Consider the following 17,202-nt stretch of genomic DNA (forward strand, 5'->3'; position numbering starts at 1 on the left):
TGTACTTCGCGACTGAAACGGATCGTTCAGGCACGGCAGCGCGAGGGGCAGGGATACGACGTCAATTGTGCTTGATCACGGCGCCAAGCGGTCGGAAACCGCCGTCCCGGGGGCGCCGTGATCATGTGGTGTCAACGGAGGCGTCAGCCTCGTGCGTCAGCTCTCACCGAAGATCATCATGGTGTACTGCTTGCCGAGCCCGGCCGAGCTGCGGTGCGCGTAGTTCGTACCGAGGTAGAGCCGGCCCTGGGCCCACAGGCCCTGCTGGAAGTCCGGCGACAGCTCCCGCTCCGGGCGGGACGTCTCGTCGGCGTTCTTCAGCAGCACGTCGGCCTTGTACGTCTTGGGGTCGATGCGCAGCACCTTGCCGCCCGCGTCGTACGTCGGGATCTGGTACGCGATCGGGTAGCCGTCGCCGTCGATGCCGAGGGGCACCATGGTGGAGCCGGCCGTGCCGTCCGTCTTGCCCTTGGTCTGGCCGCTGGACAGGTCGAAGGCCACGATCTCGTTGACCCGGCCGGACTGGTTCGGGTCGCCGGAGGAGTGGTCCTCCGTCGGCATGTAGAGCGTGTCCTTGGTGACGATCATCTTGGTGCAGCCCTCGACCTCGGTCGCCGGGCAGCGCGGCTCGTACTTGCCGTTGTCCGTGGAGATCTTGCTGCGCAGCTTGCCGTCCTTGGCGCTGTCGTCGATCACGAAGAAGTCGGACGCGCCGTTGCCCTTGCTGCCGCCCGCGTTGGCGCCGACGACCAGCGGGTCGGTCGAGGCGATGTGCGGCCAGGCGAGGCCGGGCGGCATCTGGTACGAGGACTTCACCGCACCGGACTTGGGGTCGAGCGTCTGGATCTTGACGATGCCGCGCTCGATGTCACCGCAGCGGCGCACGGCCACGAGCTTGCTGCCGCCGCCGTAGCCGCCGTCGCGGCAGTCGTCGCCGTCGGCCTTGGGCGCCCACAGCTCCTTGCCGTCCGCCAGCGACCAGGCGGCTCCGCCGCTGATGCCGCCCGCGGCGACCGTGCCGCCGCCGATGGTGACCTCGGAGAAGCTCACGTCGCGGTCACCGGACTTGGTGGACTTCTGCCAGAGCTTGGTGCCCTTGTTGACGTCGAAGGCGATGACCTGGGTGCAGGGGCCGCCGTACTTCTTCTCGTTGCTGGGCTTGCCGTCGCTGACCAGGACGACGGCCTTGCCGTCCTCGGTGGCCTGCGGGTTGGCCCAGCAGACGGCGCCGTCGAGCGGGAGCTCCCACTTCTTGCCGCCGGACAGGCCATAGCCGACGATCTTGTAGACGTCGGCCTTGGCCACGGCCTGGTCGGTGGCCCACATGCCCTTCATGTTGACCATGTCGTCGACTTTTTCCTGCTCGACGTTGAAGAGCAGCTTGCCGGCGCCGGTCTTGGGCTTCTCGCCGCCGCCACCGCCCTTGCCGCCCTTGTTGCCGGTGCCGCCGGTCTGGCCGGCACTGGAGACGTTGGGCGCGTCGTCGTCACCCTTGCCGCTGGTGGCGAACCAGATGCCGCCGCCGGCGAGGACGAGGACCGCGGCCACGGCACCGGCGATGATCGCCATGCGCTTCTTCTTGGCGCCGTCGTTGTTGTTGCCACCGAAGCCGTTGCCTGCGGGCGCGCCGGGGTACTGGCCGGGCGCCGCACCGTACGGGCCGGGCTGCTGCTGCGGGTAGGTGTTGTACTGCGGGTACCCCTGCGCGGGCTGCCCGGCGGGCGGCTGGCCCGGGCCCGGGTAGCCGTAGCCGCCGGGGGGCGGCGTCTGCGGCGCACCCGGCGGGGGCGGCGGCGGCTGCGGAGCCCCGGCGGGCGGTGCGGGCGGCGTCTGCGGATAGCCGTAGCCGGGCGGCTGCGGGGCCGCCTGGGGCGGCTGCGGCGGGGACTGGGGCGCCGGTGCGCCCGGCGCGGGCTGCTGCGGCGGATAGCCGTACGAGGGGCTGGGTGCCCCGAAGCCCGGCGGCGGCTGGTTGGGCGGCTGGGGCGGGGGCGGTGTTGACATCAGCTTTCCTCGTTGCGGCAGGGCGAAGCGGATGTTCTTTTTATCACCCGGTACTGACGGGACACGGCTCGATACCGGGCCGTGACAAGACTGTTGCCGGTGCCGCACAACCATCCGCCCGCCAGGCAGGTGAAGGGTGGCGTGGCCACCCTTCACCTGCCGTGACGGCAAGGCCTACGCGTCTTCCGCCAGTTCGAGCCAGCGCAGCTCCAGGTCCTCGCGCTCGGCCGCCAGCTCCCGCAGCTCCGCGTCCAGCTTGGCGACCGCCTCGAAGTCGGTCGCCTGCTCGGCGATCCGCGCGTGCAGCTTCGCCTCCTGCTCGCTGATGCGGTCCAGGCGGCGCTCGATCTTCTGCAGCTCCTTCTTCGCCGCGCGCGCGTCCCCGGCCGACTTCTGCTTCACGGCGCTCGCCGCGGCCGCGGCCGGAGCGACGGCGGGCACGGCAGCCTCGATGACGCGCTGCCGCCGCTCCAGGTACTCGTCCAGGCCGCGCGGCAGCATCCGCAGCGCCTGGTCCCCGAGGAGCGCGAAGACGCGGTCGGTGGTGCGCTCCACGAAGTACCGGTCGTGGCTGATGACGACCATCGAGCCCGGCCAGCCGTCGAGGAGGTCCTCCAGCTGGGTCAGCGTCTCGATGTCCAGGTCGTTGGTGGGCTCGTCGAGGAACAGGACGTTCGGCTCGTCCATCAGCAGGCGCAGGATCTGCAGCCGCCGGCGCTCACCGCCGGAGAGGTCGCCGACCGGCGTCCACTGCTTCTCCTTCGTGAAGCCGAACTTCTCGCACAGCTGTCCCGCCGTCATCTCCCGGCCCTTGCCGAGGTCGACGCGGTCGCGCACCTGCTGGACGGCCTCCAGCACCCGCTTCGCCGGGTCGAGTTCCGCGACCTCCTGGGAGAGGTACGCCAGCTTGACGGTCTTGCCGACCGCGACCTTGCCCGCCGCCGGCTGCTTCTCGCCCTCGCTGCCCGCCGCCTCCGCCAGCGCCCGCAGCAGCGAGGTCTTGCCCGCGCCGTTGACGCCCACGAGACCGATCCGGTCGCCCGGGCCGAGCTGCCAGGTCAGGTGCTTGATGAGCACCTTCGGGCCCGCCTGGATCGTCACGTTCTCCAGGTCGAAGACCGTCTTGCCCAGCCGCGAGCTCGCGAACTTCATCAGCTCGGCGCTGTCCCGCGGCGGCGGCACGTCCGCGATCAGCTCGTTCGCGGCCTCGATCCGGAAGCGCGGCTTGCTCGTGCGGGCCGGGGCGCCGCGGCGCAGCCAGGCGAGCTCCTTGCGCATCAGGTTCTGCCGCTTGGCCTCCTCCGTCGCCGCGATGCGCTCGCGCTCCGCCCGCGCGAAGACGTAGTCGCTGTAGCCGCCCTCGTACTCGTGGACGACACCGCGCTGCACGTCCCACATGCGCGTGCAGACCTGGTCCAGGAACCAGCGGTCGTGCGTGACGCACACCAGCGCCGAGCGGCGCCCCCGCAGGTGGCCCGCGAGCCAGGAGATGCCCTCGACGTCGAGGTGGTTGGTGGGCTCGTCCAGGACGATCATGTCCTGGTCGGCGATCAGCAGCTTCGCGAGCGCGATGCGGCGGCGCTCGCCACCCGACAGCGGGCCGATGACCGTGTCCAGGCCGTCGGCGAAGCCCGGCAGGTCCAGCCCGCCGAAGAGGCCGGTCAGCACGTCGCGGATCTTCGCGCTGCCCGCCCACTCGTGATCGGCGAGGTCGCCGATGACCTCGTGCCGGATCGTGGCGGCCGGGTCCAGCGAGTCGTGCTGCGTCAGCACGCCCAGGCGCAGGCCGCCGGCGTGCGTGACGCGGCCCTTGTCCGCCTCCTCCAGCTTGGCGAGGATGCGGATCAGGGTGGTCTTGCCGTCACCGTTGCGGCCGACCACACCGATCCGGTCACCCTCGTTCACGCCGAGGGAGATGCCGTCGAGCAGTGCACGGGTGCCGTACACCTTGTCGACGGCTTCCAGATTGACGAGGTTGGCTGCCATGCCGCTCCTTGTGTGGGGTTCCTGGCTTCCAGGATCCCATGCCGGGAATCGTCGCCCGGAGGTCAGGCCCGGGCCGCCTCCACCGGCCGGGACCGCAGCGCCCACCAGGTGGGGATCAGGGTCGCGGCCAGCGTCAGGGCGGCCGCCGCGCCGATCACTGTCAGGGCGATCTCCGGCGGGCCGGAGATCGCCCCCGCACCGCCCAGCGCGTACCCGAACGGCACGAGCGTGCTCGCCGCGGCCACGCCGCCCAGGAGGAGGCCGACCAGGGCCACCAGGCCGCCCTCCACGGCCATCATCCGCAGCACCTGCCCCCGCGTCGCCCCCGTGAGCCGCTGCAGGGCGAATTCCTTGCGGCGGTTTCCCACGGCCACGGCCGTCGTATTGACGACCGACAGCGCCGTGTACGCCACGAGCATGCCGATGATCAGGTAGTTCACGGACGCCTGTGTACGGCTGCTCTCCGCGTGCGCGGCCGTCACCGCCTCCCGCCCGGCGACCTTCAGCCCCGGGTGCCGCTCGGCGAGCGCGCCGAGGTCGGCCATCAGCCGGCCGCGGTCGCCGGCCGCCCGCACCAGGAGCTGCGACGGCAGCCCCGCCGTCGTGTGCGGCGCCAGCAGCTCCGCGCTCGTCAGCGCCGTGTCGAACCCCTCGCGCCCCTTGAACAGCGCGACGATCCGTACGTCCGCGCGCTCCCCGTCCCCCAGGCGCAGGGTGATCGTGTCCCCCACGGTGCGGTGCATACGGTGCGCCACGGTCTCGGGCAGGGCGACCGCGTTGCCGCGCAGGGCGGCCAGGCTGCCCGTGCTCGCCTTGACGGCGAGGGTCTGTCCGACGCCCTCCGCGCTCACTCCCTGCAGAGGCAGGCCCTTCTTGTTCTCGTCGCCGTCGTGCGGCTTCTCGGTGTGCACGGTGCTGGTCACGTACGCGCTTGCTGCGGCGACGGACGGCAGGGCGCGTACGCGGGCGAGCAGCGCCGGGTCCACCCCGCCCGCGGCGGAAGTGAGGACGGCGTCGGCCCGCAGGTTGTCCGAGAAGGCCTTGTCGGCCATGGCCGCGGTGGTCGTCTGCAGGTACAGGTTCCCGGTGGCGATGGCGCTCGCGAGCATGACCGGCGTCGCGATCGCGGCGACCTTCGCCGTACGGGCACGGCAGTTGAGCGCGGCGAGGCGCCCGGAGGGGCCGGTCAGAAGGCGTACGGGCCAGTGCAGGAGGAGAGTGACGGCTTTGGCGAACCAGGGGCCGAGGAGGGCGAGCGCGATCGCACAGCACATGACCGTCGGCCCTGCGGTGCTGGCGGCCACCGGCCCGCGCAGGACCAGTGCCGTGACGAGCGTCAGGGCGACCGTCCCGGCCAGGAACAGCAGCCCCGCAGCGATCCGCACGGGGTGCAGGCCCGGCTTCTGCACGGCCGCCTCCCCGAGCGCCTCCACGGGCTTCGCCCGCACCGCCCGCACACTGCCGAGCAGCCCGCCGCCCACGGCGGTCAGGAGCAGCGCCCCGTAGGCGGGCATCGCCGGGATCCATCCCTGACTGAACCGGACGGTGTCCGCGACCATGCCGCTGTCGACGAGCGTGCCGAAGAGCCGGCGCCCTACGAGGGGCCCTGCGGGCCAGGCTGCGGCGCCCGCCAGCACCATGACCATGAGCGTCTCCCCGAGCAGCATCCGCCGGAGCTGTCCGGTACTCGTGCCGATCGCCCGCAGCAGCGCCAGCTCACGGCTGCGCTGGGATGCGGCCAGGGCCACGGTCCCGGCGACGACGAACGCCGCGACGAGGATGACGAGCCCGCCGACGACGCCCGAGAGCGCGACCAGGTCCTCGCCGCCCTGCGGCACCTCGGGGTGCTCGACGGCACCCCGGTCGTCCCCGGAGAGGAGAGTGACGGGCGCCTGGCCGGCGAGGGCCTCCCGTATGCCCTTACGGACGGCGTCCGGCTGCGCGCCGGGGGCGAGAGTGACGGCGATATCCGCAACGGTCTCCGGCCGCCCGGAGAGGCGGGTCGCCTCCGGCGGGGAGAGGAAGAGGGTGGCCTGCGGGACGCCTCGTGCGGCGGCGACCCCGCTCACCCGGTAGGCGGCGGAGCCGCCGTGCGCGGCGATCCGTACCCGCTCGCCGGTCGTCACGCCCGCGCGGCGGGCGGTGGCGTCGTCCAGCACGACCTCGCCCCCGGCGGGCGCGCTGCCTGACGTGAGCGCGTACGGGGTGAGCGCCGCGGACTCCCAGCCGTGGGCTTGAACCGTGACCGCTTCGGCGCCGAGCACGGCGGCGTCGAACGTCCGCTCACCGGTGACGGACCGGACGCCGGGCACGGCGCGCACCTTGTCCACGGCAGAGGCCGGTAGCTCGACCCGTTCCGGGAGAGGGACCTTCTTCTTGTGCTTCTTGCTGGTCGCGACCTCGTGCGTGCGGTCGCCGGTGACGAGCAGGTCGGCCCCGGCGAGGCGCTCCGGAGGCGCGACATTACGAATGCCGGTCTCCATCAGGCCCCCGCAGGCCATGACGAGCGTGGCGCCGATGAACAGCGCGAGGAAGGTGGCGGTGAAACCGCCGATTCTGTAGCGCAGCGACCGCGCTGCGAGCTTGCCCATCACGGGATCCAACGCTAGGGACGCGGAGCGTTTCGCCCCATGGGATCAGCAGGTGAAACGGGGGTGGGGGTAGCCCTACCCGACTACCCGAGGGCGTCCCCCCGGTCGAACACCGCCAGTGCGAGGATCACCACGAGCCCGTGGAGGATCGCGTACTGGGCGAGGACGTCATTGGTGAGCCGCACGTGCCGGACGTACCCGCCCATGGGCACCGACTTCTCGTGCCGGGGGCACTCCGCTAGGGCGGTGATGGCGCGGTCGAATGTCTTGCGACGCTGCGCGTCGAGGCCGTCGCGCTGGGCCGCGGCTTCTTCGCTGTAGCGGATGGCATAGCGCATGCGGCAGCCTCTCGGCCCCCTTGGGGCGCTACTCAGTCGACCTGCACGTGGGCGACGAATGCCTCCCACGTGTGGGGAGCTATGGCGAGTTGGGGACCGTCTTTGCGTTTGGAGTCGCGTATTCGGACGGCTTGGGGAAGGCAGGCCACTTCAACGCACACGTCTCCGTCGGTGCCGCTGTAGCTGGACTTCACCCATGACGGCTCGGCTATCACAGCTCTTCCGCCACCTTTCTGATGAACTGGGCTGAAGCTTCGGTGTCAAGCGCTTGCATACGGATCATGGCGTGCCGCTTCACCAGGTCGCCCACCTTTTCCGTGTCGGTGAACAGCATGTGGGATCCCTGCGCCTCCTGGTATGCGTACTGCCTGTGGTCGGCAGTCTCCAGCAGAGCGAAGGCGCCGCTGATCCCGGGAGTGGCCCCCTGGCCGAGGGGCAGCACTTGGATCGATACGTTGCGCAACTCACCCACCTCCAAAAGATGGTTGAGCTGAGCCTTCATCACCTCAGGGCCGCCCACAAGCCCCCTCAGGGCGGCCTCGTGGATCACAAAGCTGAACAGCGTGGTCGTCTTTTTCAGCAGCTCGCCACGCTCGACCCGTCCCGATACACGTGCCTCGACGGTCTCGTCGTCCACCGGCGGACAGTGGCTTGCCATGAGCGCCCGTGCGTAGTCCTCGCTCTGCAGCAGGCCAGGGATGAGCAGGACGTCGTACCAATGGAAGGCAACCGCCTCCGCCTCGATGGCCAGGTACTCGCGCACGCGATTGTTGAACCGCTCAGGTTCCAAGTAAGGGTGCGCCGACTCCAGCTTCCCGTTGGCGCCGAACATCGCGTCCGCCACCTGCAGCAGGTGCTGGGACGGCCTGCGCCGTCCCATCTCCATCGACCTGACGGCCTCGACCCCGTACCCCGCCTCCGCCGCGAGCTCCTCGCGAGAGACGTTGGCGGCTTGCCGCCACAGCTTGATCTGATTGCCGCACAGCCGCCACGCCATCGGCGAATCGGGTCGCAGTTCCATCCCGGCATCCCGCCCCTTCTGCCTACCTCTGTCGGTAGCAACGGACGCTAAGGCGGGCAAGCCGCAAACACGCCGGGCTCGAAGAACTTCTCCCCGAACGGGTGAACGGGGGAACTAAAGCCACTGCTGGCCAGAACCCTGGTTGGGTATCTGCCCAGGAGTCGGCGGCGGAAGCTTCTGCAGCTTCGACTTCACCGTCATGTTCCAGATCAGCGTGAACGGCGTGAAGATCGCCAGGGACATCGGGCCCCACCAGCCCTGCCACAGCGTCTTGCCTGTCATCTCACGCTCGACCGCGAGACCGCAGTTCCGGCAGAACGGTCCCTTGAGATGCATGAAGGTCATCCAGAGGAGGACACCCCGGTGCTGGCGGATCGTCGCCTCGACGGCCGGGAACCCGCCGCACATGCGGCACGTGAGCCCGGCAGGCATCGGGCCGGGCGCAGGCGCATAACCCGGCGCGACGTAACCGTACGGGTTCTGCCCCTGACCGTAAGGGTTCTGTCCCTGGCCGTACGGATTCTGCTGCTGATAGGGCGGCGGTGGAGTCGCCATGGTGAAACCCCCGATTCAGGCGCCCCCTCGGGGCGCGGAATCGCAGAGCCTAACCGACAGTGATCGTCGCCCCGGCCACCGGCCCGGCCGCCACCCGTACCGCCCGGCACGTACCGGACACACGCAGCGCCTCCGCGACCTTCTCCGCCTCCGCCTCGTCGCTCACCAGGAACGCCGTCGTCGGACCCGAGCCCGAGACCATCGCCGCCAGCGCGCCCGCCTCCGTACCCGCGTCCAGCGTCGCGCGCAGCGACGGCCGCAGCGACACCGCCGCCGCCTGCAGGTCGTTACTCACCGCACCCGCCAGCGCCACCGCGTCGCCCGCCCGCAGCGCCTCCATCAGCGCAGGCGACGGGTCCGGCTCCGGCACGAACGAGTCGCCCCGCAGGCGATCGCACTCCCCGTACACCGCCGGGGTCGACAGCCCGCCGTCCGCGACCGCGAACACCCACCAGAAACTCCCGCCCGTCTCGACCGGCGTCAGGAGCTCGCCCCTCCCCCGCCCCAGGGCCGTGCCACCCACCAGACTGAACGGCACATCACTGCCCAGCTCGGCGCAGATCTCCAGCAGTTCCTCGCGCGAGGCACCCGTGCCCCACAGCGCGTCGCACGCCACCAGCGCGCCCGCGCCGTCCGCACTGCCGCCCGCCATGCCGCCCGCGACCGGGATGTCCTTGTCGATGTGGATGTGGACACCGGCCTCCCGGCCGTACCGCCGGGCCAGCTCCAGGACCGCCCGTGCCGCCAGGTTGGACGCGTCCAGCGGCACCTTGTCCGCATCCGGGCCGGAGCACGTTACCCGCAGCGCATCCGCCGGCGTCACCGTGACCACGTCGTACAGGCCGACCGACAGGAAGACGTTGGCCAGGTCGTGGAAACCATCAGGCCGCAGCGGGCCCACCGCCAGCTGGACGTTGACCTTGGCGGGGACGCGAACGGTCACGGACACGGAGCGGGCTCCTCGGGGTGCGGATGATAGCGGCCACCCCGATCGTACGGCCGAGTCGTAGCGAGATCGGAGTCGGCCATGTCCCCGAGGCACGGGTTTCCGGTACCGTGAGGGGCACGTAGGCCCCCGCCCAAGGCCCGGGAAGACCCAATGGGCGGGAGCCCGGAAGTCAGAACAGGGTTACTGTCCTGAGCCTCGTACTTTGGGGCTCAGGTCACCCCTTGAACCACCTCCCCAGCTTCCCCGCGATCCGGACCAGAAGGTCCTCGGCGCGCTGCCGGAGTGATGGCTTCGACTTCCCGTGACGCCCCATCGGCGCCTCCCGTCAGATCAACCGCCGAGATTCCCGGTCGACGGTTTTTCTTCGGTTCGGGCCGGGCCCCGAGGGGACGGGGCCCGGAGACGATCCATGACGGGAGGCGCCTTGAGGGGAGGCGCACCGTGGCGCGCCGTGGAAGACGTTACTGAGACTGCGCGGACCGGGGATCCGCTGTTCATCAACTTGAGCGGCGTTCAGCCACTTGTGCGCGCCGTGGCGCGCCCGTGGCCCATACTGCCCGCCGCCGCTACACCGCTTGCTTGTTCTCCGCGATCGCCGCGAACTCGTACACCGTCAGCGCCTCGCCCCGCGCCTGCGGCGAGATCCCGGCCGCGACCAGCGCCGCCTCCGCAGCCGCGGCCGAACCGGCCCAGCCGGCCAGCGCGGCCCGCAGCGTCTTGCGCCGCTGTGCAAACGCAGCGTCCACCACAGCAAAGACCTCGGCCTTGCTCGCCGTCGTCTCGATCGGCTTGTCGCGGCGCACCAGCGACACCAGCCCCGAGTCGACATTCGGCGCCGGCCAGAAGACGTTCCGCCCGATGGCGCCCGCCCGCTTGACCTCCGCGTACCAGTTCGCCTTCACGGACGGCACGCCGTAGACCTTGTTGCCGGGCCGGGCCGCAAGCCGGTCGGCGACCTCGGCCTGGACCATCACCAGCGTGCGCTCGATGCTGGGGAAACGGTCCAGCATGTGCAGCAGCACCGGCACGGCGACGTTGTACGGAAGGTTGGCGACGAGCGCCGTGGGGGCGGGCCCCGGCAGCTCCTGCACCTGCATCGCGTCACTGTGGACGAGCGAGAAACGCTCCGCCCGCTCCGGCATGCGCGCCGCGATCGTCGACGGCAGCGCCGCCGCCAGCACGTCGTCGATCTCCACCGCGACGACCCGGTCGGCCGCCTCCAGCAGGGCGAGGGTCAGCGACCCCAGGCCGGGGCCGACCTCGACGACGACGTCGTCGGGCCGGACCTCGGCGGTGCGGACGATGCGCCGGACCGTGTTGGCGTCGATCACGAAGTTCTGGCCGCGCTGCTTCGTCGGCCGTACGCCGAGGGCTGCGGCCAGCTCGCGGATGTCGGCAGGGCCGAGCAGGGCGCCGGACTCGTCTGTACTGGGGCTGGAGCTCACCCGTGAAGTTTACGGCCGCACACGGGCCACGGGCTCGCCCCCCGGCTGACGTACAGCTTCTTGGCCCGCAGGGTCTGCTCGGAGGCGGGCGCGTCCTGGGGGCGCCCGGCGCCGCCGAGGGCGTGCCAGGTGTGGACGTCGAACTGGTACAGCCCTCCGTACGTACCGGACGGATCGACGGCGTTCGGGCGGCCGCCCGCCTCGCACTGGGCGAGCCCGTCCCAGTTCAGGCCGTCCGAGCTCTGCACCGAGACGGGCCGGTCCTTGGTGCCGACCTTGACGATCTGGGTGCGGGGCTCCCGCACGGTCTCGGACGCGACGCGACGCGGCTTCTGCTTGACGCCGTTCACCGTGCGCAGGGCGTACGTGATGCGTTCCACGCCCTTCTCGCCGCGCTGGGTGACGACCTCGGTGCCCTTGAACAGGTCGGGGTCGTCGTGGCGCTCGGTGGTGAAGTCGATGGGCTCCTCGCGGACCTCCTCGCTGCCGGTGATCCGCATGACGGAGATCGTCTGGCCTTCGCGGGGGAAGCTGTCGGGGCTGACGGAGGTGGTGTCCTCGTCGTGGAGGGTGATGCCGGCCTGCTCGACGGCCTCGTGGACGGTGGCGGCGTTGGTGCGGATGGTGCGCTCGCGGCCGTCGGCCATGAAGGTGACGGTGCGCTCGGTGCGCACGTTGAGGTCGAGGCCCTGGCGGCTGATGGGGGCGGACCGGGCCTCGGACAGGTAGGCGCCTTCGGCGCGCACGCCGAGCTGGCGCAGGGCGCCGTCGACGGTGCGGGCGGTGGTCCACATGCGCTGGTGCTCGCCGTCGAGGGTGAGGGTGACGGGGCGGCCGTAGCGGACGGTGATCTCGTCGCCGCGGGCGAGGTCGTGGCCGTGGCCGGGCGAGACGGCGTCGTGCTCGCCCAGGGACATGCCCTCGTCGGCGAGGAGCTCGTCGACGTCGTCGGCGAAGGTGTGCAGCTCGCGCGAGGTGCCGTCGATGTTCAGGCGGACGGTCTTGTCGTCGGCGACGAAGGCGGAGGTGCCGCCGGCCAGGAAGGCGACGACGAGGGCCTGCGGGATGAGCTTGCGCAGGGCGTCGGGGCGGTCGCCGGGGCGCTTGCGGCCACGGCCGCCGGAGCGGCGGGGGGCGGGGGAGAGCTCGTCCGGGGCGGGATCCGTCGCCGTGCCCACGGCGACGCCCACAGCGACGCCCTCGTCCACGTCGACCGCCGCCCCGTCGGCGTGCCCCCGCGTGGCGGGCTGACGCGGCAGGTGGGGCGCGGTCGTATGGGGCCCGTCGTACGCCCGCTCGTGACCGCCGCCGGCCGCCTCGCGGGGCTCGGGCAGGAAGGGGTCGTACGGGCCGGGGCCCCCGGCACCACCACCAGGCGCACCGCCGGCCGGCCCGGCGGGGACGGGTTCGTATATCGGGTAGGGCCCGACGGGGGCCACATAGGCGGCGTACACGTCGTAGCGGCCCTCGTGCGGGTCGTACGGGTCGTACGGCGCATACGGGCTGTAGGGGTCATACGGGTCGTACGGCGGTGCTTCCGCCGCACCGCTGCGTGCGGCGCGGGGGCTGCCCTGTGCATGAGTCACGTGACGCTCCCCTGGGTCGGGCTTCGGCCCGGGACTGTAGCGGAGGGAGCGTCACTCTCCAAAGTCACATCATCACACGGTGTCGCGGCGGAAGGGGTAGCGGGGTGACCGTCAGTAGCCGAAAGCCCGCGCGGTATTCGCCGCCACGGCTGTGGCCAGGGCGTCCTCGCCGATGCCCTTGAAGCCCGCCATGGCGCGCAACGTGACCGGAATGAGGTACGGGGCGTTGGGCCGTCCGCGATAGGGGGCGGGCGTCAGGAACGGCGCGTCGGTCTCGACGAGGATCAGGTCGAGGGGGGCCACGGCGAGGGCGTCGCGGAGCGGCTGGGCGTTCTTGAAGGTGACGTTGCCGGCGAAGGACATGTAGTAGCCGTTGTCGGCGCAGATCTTCGCCATATCGGCGTCGCCGGAGTAGCAGTGGAAGACGACGGCGTCGGGCGCGCCCTCCTCGTCCAGTACGCGCAGGACGTCGGCGTGGGCGTCGCGGTCGTGGATGACCAGGGCCTTGCCGTGGCGCTTGGCGATGTCGATGTGGCGGCGGAAGGAGTACTCCTGGGCGGCCATGCCCTCCGGGCCGGTGCGGAAGAAGTCGAGGCCGGTCTCGCCGACGCCGCGGACGTGCGGCAGGGCGGCGAGGGTGTCGATCTCGGCGAGGGCGGCGTCCAGGGCGGCGTCGCCGCCGGCCGGGCGGGCGCCCTGGCGGGACCAGCCGTCGGGGTCGCCGTGGACGATGCGGGGCGCCTCGTTCGGATGCAGGGCGACGGTGGCCCAGACGCTGTCGTGCGCGGCGGCCGTCTCCGCGGCCCAGCGGGAACCGGCCACGTCGCACCCCACCTGGACGACGGTCGTCACGCCGACGGAGGCGGCCTTGGCGAGGGCTTCGGCGACTGCGTCGTGGCGGTCACCACGGGTGGGGGCACCTCCCAGCGGTAGCTGGGGGAGCATGTCGAGGTGGGTGTGCGAGTCGGCGACGGGCACATTGAGCGGTGCCGGAAGCGGCGGAGGGGCGTCCTTGTCGTTCTTGTCGTTCTGACTCCGCGCGCTGCCGGACTTGCCGCTGTCGTTCGATGCTGTCGTTGCCGCCATGCCCGAGATTCTAGGGAGGGCGGAGGAGGGACTAGCTGCCGCGATGCGAACGGAAGGGGTGCAGGAGATCCGAGAGGTGCCAGTGGTGCTGCCGGTCGGGGTGCTCGTCCGGGCGCCCGGGCCCGCCGGCGTGGAGCGGCCCGGCAGGGGCCTGCTGGGTGGCCGGAACCTCGTGCGCGGGCCGGTGCAGGACGTCCGCGATCAGGGATACGCGGCCGGACCGCATGATGCGTACGACGTGCTCGCCGCAGTTCACGCAGGTGGGGCGGGTCAGCGGGGACGGCACGCGCTCGCCGTCCGCGTAGTAGATGACGAAGGGCCGACCCTCGGCGTCCGTGTGGTGCTTGATCTCGTACGACTGCTCCCAGCCGTGGCCGCACCGCATGCAGGCGAAGGAGTACGACTCGTGGACCGTCTCGGTCTCCAGCGCGGTGGGGGGTGCGGCGGCGAATGTGCTGCGCTCGGGGACCGGCTGCGGGCCGGCTATCGAGTGGACACCGTTCGAGGTTCCTGCGATCTCGCTCATGGCAGCTCCTCTTGTCCTGAGGACAAGTCTCTCCGGGACCGGACGTCCCACAACCAGGGAACGCCCTTCCCGGCGAAGACGCAGCAGCCTAGCCCCCGAATTGGGGCAAACTTGGCGTCGTGCTGCCCAAAGTGCCAGGCTGCAAGGCCTAAGCTTTGCTTTTCAGATTATCCCTTTACCCTGCGATGGGGCCTGCTGTGGCGCATTTTTTGCCGCCACGACTGCATCGAATACCTCGCGCTTGGGTAGGCCTGCTTCCGCAGCTACGGCCACGATGGCCTCCTTACGGCGCTCGCCGGCCTCCTCGCGCGCCCGCACACGGCGCACGAGCTCCTCGGGGGTCAGGTCCTGCGGGCCGGGCTCGGGGGCGCCCTCCACGACGATGGTGATCTCGCCGCGCACGCCCTCGGCCGCCCAGGCGGCCAGATCCTTCACGTGGCCGCGCTTGACCTCTTCGTAGGTCTTGGTCAGCTCGCGGCAGACGGCCGCGCGGCGGTCCGGGCCGAAGGCCTCGGCCATGGCGGCCAGGGTGTCGTCCAGGCGGTGGGGGGCCTCGAAGTAGACGAGGGTGCGGCGCTCGGCCGCGACCTCGCGGAGGCGGGCCAGGCGCTCGCCCGCCTTGCGGGGCAGGAAGCCCTCGAAGCAGAAGCGGTCCACGGGGAGGCCGGAGACGGCCAGGGCGGTGAGCACGGCGGACGGGCCCGGGACGGCCGTGACCTTGATGTCCCGCTCCACGGCGGCGGCGACGAGGCGGTAGCCGGGGTCGGAGACGGACGGCATGCCGGCGTCGGTGACGAGGAGCACGCGGGCGCCGCCCGCCAGCGCCTCCACCAGCTCGGGCGTGCGGGCGGACTCGTTGCCCTCGAAGTAGGAGACCACCCGCCCGGTCGTGTGCACCCCCAGCGCCTGCGTCAGCCTGCGCAGCCGGCGGGTGTCCTCGGCGGCGATCACCTCGGCGGCGGCGAGCTCGGCGGCGAGGCGCGGGGGCGCGTCGGCGACGTCGCCGATGGGGGTACCTGCAAGTACGAGCGTTCCAGTCACCCGTCCATCCTCGCAGGCCCGCGGTTGCCCCGGCCTCCGGCCGCGAGGAGCACGGCGCCGCAGCGGACCTCGCCGCAGCGGACCTCGGCGTTCCCGGGGAACATGCCCCGGCGTGATCCGCCGTCCCACAGGGTCGTTCCCTACGATGGCGCGGTGACCAGTGACACCGCTACCCACGCCCCGCAGGGCCAGACGGCAGATGAGCGACCGCCACCGTGGCAGCTCAGACTGCGTCGGTTCGGCTACGCGGCCCGGCCGCAGCCGGATGTGCGGGCGCGGCTCGTACCGCCCTTTCCCGAGCCGGGGACGCGGGTGTGGGCGGCGCTCGGCCTGCGGCCGGACGCGGCGCAGCGGCTGGCGCGCCGGTCGGGCTGGACGGGCCCGCTGCTGGTCGCCCTCTTCGCCGGCCTGATCCGGTTCTGGCACCTGGGCAGCCCCAAGGCGGTGATATTCGACGAGACGTACTACGCCAAGGACGCCTGGGCGCTGTGGAAGTACGGCTACGAGGCGAAGTGGCCGGACGACATCAACGACAAGGTCATCGCGGGCTGGACGAACGTCCCGGACGCGCCGGGCTACGTGGTGCACCCGCCGATGGGCAAGTGGGTCATCGGCCTCGGCGAGTGGTTCTTCGGGCTGAACCCCGTCGGCTGGCGCTTCATGGTGGCGCTGCTCGGCACGCTGTCCGTGCTGATGCTGTGCCGCATCGGCCGCCGCCTCTTCCGCTCCACCTTCCTCGGCTGTCTGGCCGGCGCCCTGATGGCCGTGGACGGCCTGCACTTCGTGATGAGCCGCACCTCGCTGCTCGACTCGGTGCTCATGTTCTTCGTGCTGGCCGCGTTCGGCTGCGTCCTGGTGGACCGGGACAGGTCGCGGGCCCGTCTGGCCGCCGCGCTGCCGGCCGGCGAGGACGGCGTGGCGCGCCCCGACGACGCGGTCGGTGACGGCCTGCGCCCGGGCCTGCGCCCGTGGCGCATCGCGGCGGGCGTGTTCCTGGGCCTGGCGTGCGCCACGAAGTGGAACGGCGCGGTGTTCCTGGCCGCGTTCGGCCTGATGATCGTCCTGTGGGACGCGGGCGCACGGCGCACGGCGGGAGCCCGCCGCCCCTTCCGTTCGGCGCTGCGGCGCGACGTGCCGTGGGCGTTCCTGTCGACGGTGCCGGTGGCGATCGGCGTCTACATGGCGTCGTGGACGGGCTGGTTCGTCAACAGCGGCACGTACAGCGAGAAGAACGGCTGGCAGCACAGCGGCTACAACCGGCACTGGGCCGAGAACGACGGCGGCCACAGCCCGGACGGCTTCCTCGCCGGGGTCCTCAACCCCCTGCGCAGCCTGTGGAAGTACGAGCAGGACGTGTGGGACTTCAACACCACGCTCTCCTCGCCGCACACGTACCAGTCCAACCCGTGGAGCTGGCTGGTCCAGGCCCGCCCGGTCTCGTACTTCTACGAGTCGCCGCAGCCCGGCCAGGACGGCTGCCCGGCGGACGCGACCGACAAGTGCGCGCGCGAGGTGCTCGCGCTGGGCACCCCGCTGCTGTGGTGGGCGGCGTGCTTCGCGGTGCTGTACCTGCTCTACCGGTGGGCGCTGCGGCGCGACTGGCGCGCGGGCGCGGTGCTGTGCGGGGTCGCGGCCGGGTACCTGCCCTGGTTCATGTGGCAGGAACGCACCATCTTCATCTTCTACGCGGTGGTGTTCCTGCCGTTCCTGTGCCTGGCGCTGGCCATGATGATCGGCGCGCTGCTGGGGCCGCCGGGGTCCTCGGAGCGGCGGCGGGTGGCGGGTGCGGTCGGTGCGGGCACGCTGGTGCTGCTGATCGCATGGAACTTCATCTACTTCTGGCCGATTTACACCGGGCATGCGATTCCGATGGAGGCGTGGCGGAACCGGATGTGGTTCGACTCGTGGATCTGAGTCGATCCGGTCCGACGGGGCATCACCTGCCCTGAAGGACCAGTTCCGGCCATTTCGCCCTCCCTCGCCCCACCCTTCCCGTACAGTGCCGACGCAGAGGTTTTAATCGGATGATTAAACCGGGGCGAGGCCTGGGCCTGGGGGGCCCGGCGGCCCGGGG

The 17,202-nt window shown here is 71.5% G+C and carries 14 protein-coding genes; 1 reads left to right on the top strand and 13 read right to left on the bottom strand.

Translation table 11 applies throughout. The annotated features are described in order from the left end of the window. Positions 1-156 precede the first annotated feature (156 nt). From IE241_RS11500 to rsmI, 13 genes are all read right to left on the bottom strand, one after another. On the bottom strand, positions 157-2,004 hold the full coding sequence (locus IE241_RS11500) for an outer membrane protein assembly factor BamB family protein (RefSeq protein WP_190021617.1): 1,848 nt from the start codon (positions 2,002-2,004) through the stop codon (positions 157-159). 174 nt (positions 2,005-2,178) lie between these two features. Then, entirely contained in the window at positions 2,179-3,990 is a 1,812-nt protein-coding gene (locus IE241_RS11505) for an ABC-F family ATP-binding cassette domain-containing protein (protein ID WP_190021618.1), read from the bottom strand. Between the two features lie 62 nt (positions 3,991-4,052). Further along, a complete protein-coding gene (locus tag IE241_RS11510) occupies positions 4,053-6,581 on the bottom strand; it encodes an ABC transporter permease (RefSeq protein ID WP_190021619.1) in 2,529 nt (842 codons plus the stop codon). A gap of 83 nt (positions 6,582-6,664) precedes the next feature. Continuing rightward, complete coding sequence (locus IE241_RS11515) at positions 6,665-6,919, bottom strand: type II toxin-antitoxin system RelE family toxin (protein ID WP_190021620.1); 255 nt, start codon at positions 6,917-6,919, stop codon at positions 6,665-6,667. 32 nt (positions 6,920-6,951) lie between these two features. Beyond that, complete coding sequence (locus tag IE241_RS11520) at positions 6,952-7,134, bottom strand: DUF397 domain-containing protein (protein WP_190021621.1); 183 nt, start codon at positions 7,132-7,134, stop codon at positions 6,952-6,954. Next, positions 7,131-7,940 carry a helix-turn-helix domain-containing protein gene (locus IE241_RS11525; protein WP_229899132.1) on the bottom strand — a complete coding sequence of 270 codons (810 nt, stop codon included), beginning with the start codon at positions 7,938-7,940 and terminating at the stop codon, positions 7,131-7,133. Before IE241_RS11525 ends, IE241_RS11520 begins: the two co-directional genes overlap by 4 nt. Positions 7,941-8,054: 114 nt before the next feature. Beyond that, positions 8,055-8,495: a hypothetical protein gene (locus IE241_RS11530; RefSeq protein WP_190021622.1), complete on the bottom strand. Its 441-nt coding sequence runs from the start codon at positions 8,493-8,495 to the stop codon at positions 8,055-8,057. Between the two features lie 49 nt (positions 8,496-8,544). Continuing rightward, positions 8,545-9,444: a 4-(cytidine 5'-diphospho)-2-C-methyl-D-erythritol kinase gene (locus IE241_RS11535; RefSeq protein WP_190021623.1), complete on the bottom strand. Its 900-nt coding sequence runs from the start codon at positions 9,442-9,444 to the stop codon at positions 8,545-8,547. A 566-nt stretch (positions 9,445-10,010) separates the two neighbouring features. Continuing rightward, complete coding sequence (rsmA, locus tag IE241_RS11540; protein WP_190021624.1) at positions 10,011-10,889, bottom strand: 16S rRNA (adenine(1518)-N(6)/adenine(1519)-N(6))-dimethyltransferase RsmA; 879 nt, start codon at positions 10,887-10,889, stop codon at positions 10,011-10,013. Beyond that, positions 10,886-12,475, bottom strand: a complete 1,590-nt coding sequence (locus IE241_RS11545) for a resuscitation-promoting factor (RefSeq protein WP_190021625.1) — start codon at positions 12,473-12,475, stop codon at positions 10,886-10,888. Before IE241_RS11545 ends, rsmA begins: the two co-directional genes overlap by 4 nt. Before the next feature lie 111 nt (positions 12,476-12,586). Next, on the bottom strand, positions 12,587-13,561 hold the full coding sequence (locus tag IE241_RS11550) for a TatD family hydrolase (RefSeq protein ID WP_190021626.1): 975 nt from the start codon (positions 13,559-13,561) through the stop codon (positions 12,587-12,589). A gap of 31 nt (positions 13,562-13,592) precedes the next feature. Then, a complete protein-coding gene (locus tag IE241_RS11555; protein WP_190021627.1) occupies positions 13,593-14,087 on the bottom strand; it encodes a hypothetical protein in 495 nt (164 codons plus the stop codon). A gap of 162 nt (positions 14,088-14,249) precedes the next feature. Then, positions 14,250-15,128, bottom strand: a complete 879-nt coding sequence (gene rsmI / locus IE241_RS11560) for a 16S rRNA (cytidine(1402)-2'-O)-methyltransferase (RefSeq protein ID WP_190021628.1) — start codon at positions 15,126-15,128, stop codon at positions 14,250-14,252. A gap of 102 nt (positions 15,129-15,230) precedes the next feature. Between rsmI and IE241_RS11565 the strand changes: the two genes are divergently transcribed. After that, a complete protein-coding gene (locus IE241_RS11565; RefSeq protein WP_190021629.1) occupies positions 15,231-17,042 on the top strand; it encodes a dolichyl-phosphate-mannose--protein mannosyltransferase in 1,812 nt (603 codons plus the stop codon). Positions 17,043-17,202: the final 160 nt, after the last annotated feature.

The organism is Streptomyces hiroshimensis (genome assembly GCF_014650335.1).
Lineage (GTDB): Bacteria > Actinomycetota > Actinomycetes > Streptomycetales > Streptomycetaceae > Streptomyces > Streptomyces hiroshimensis.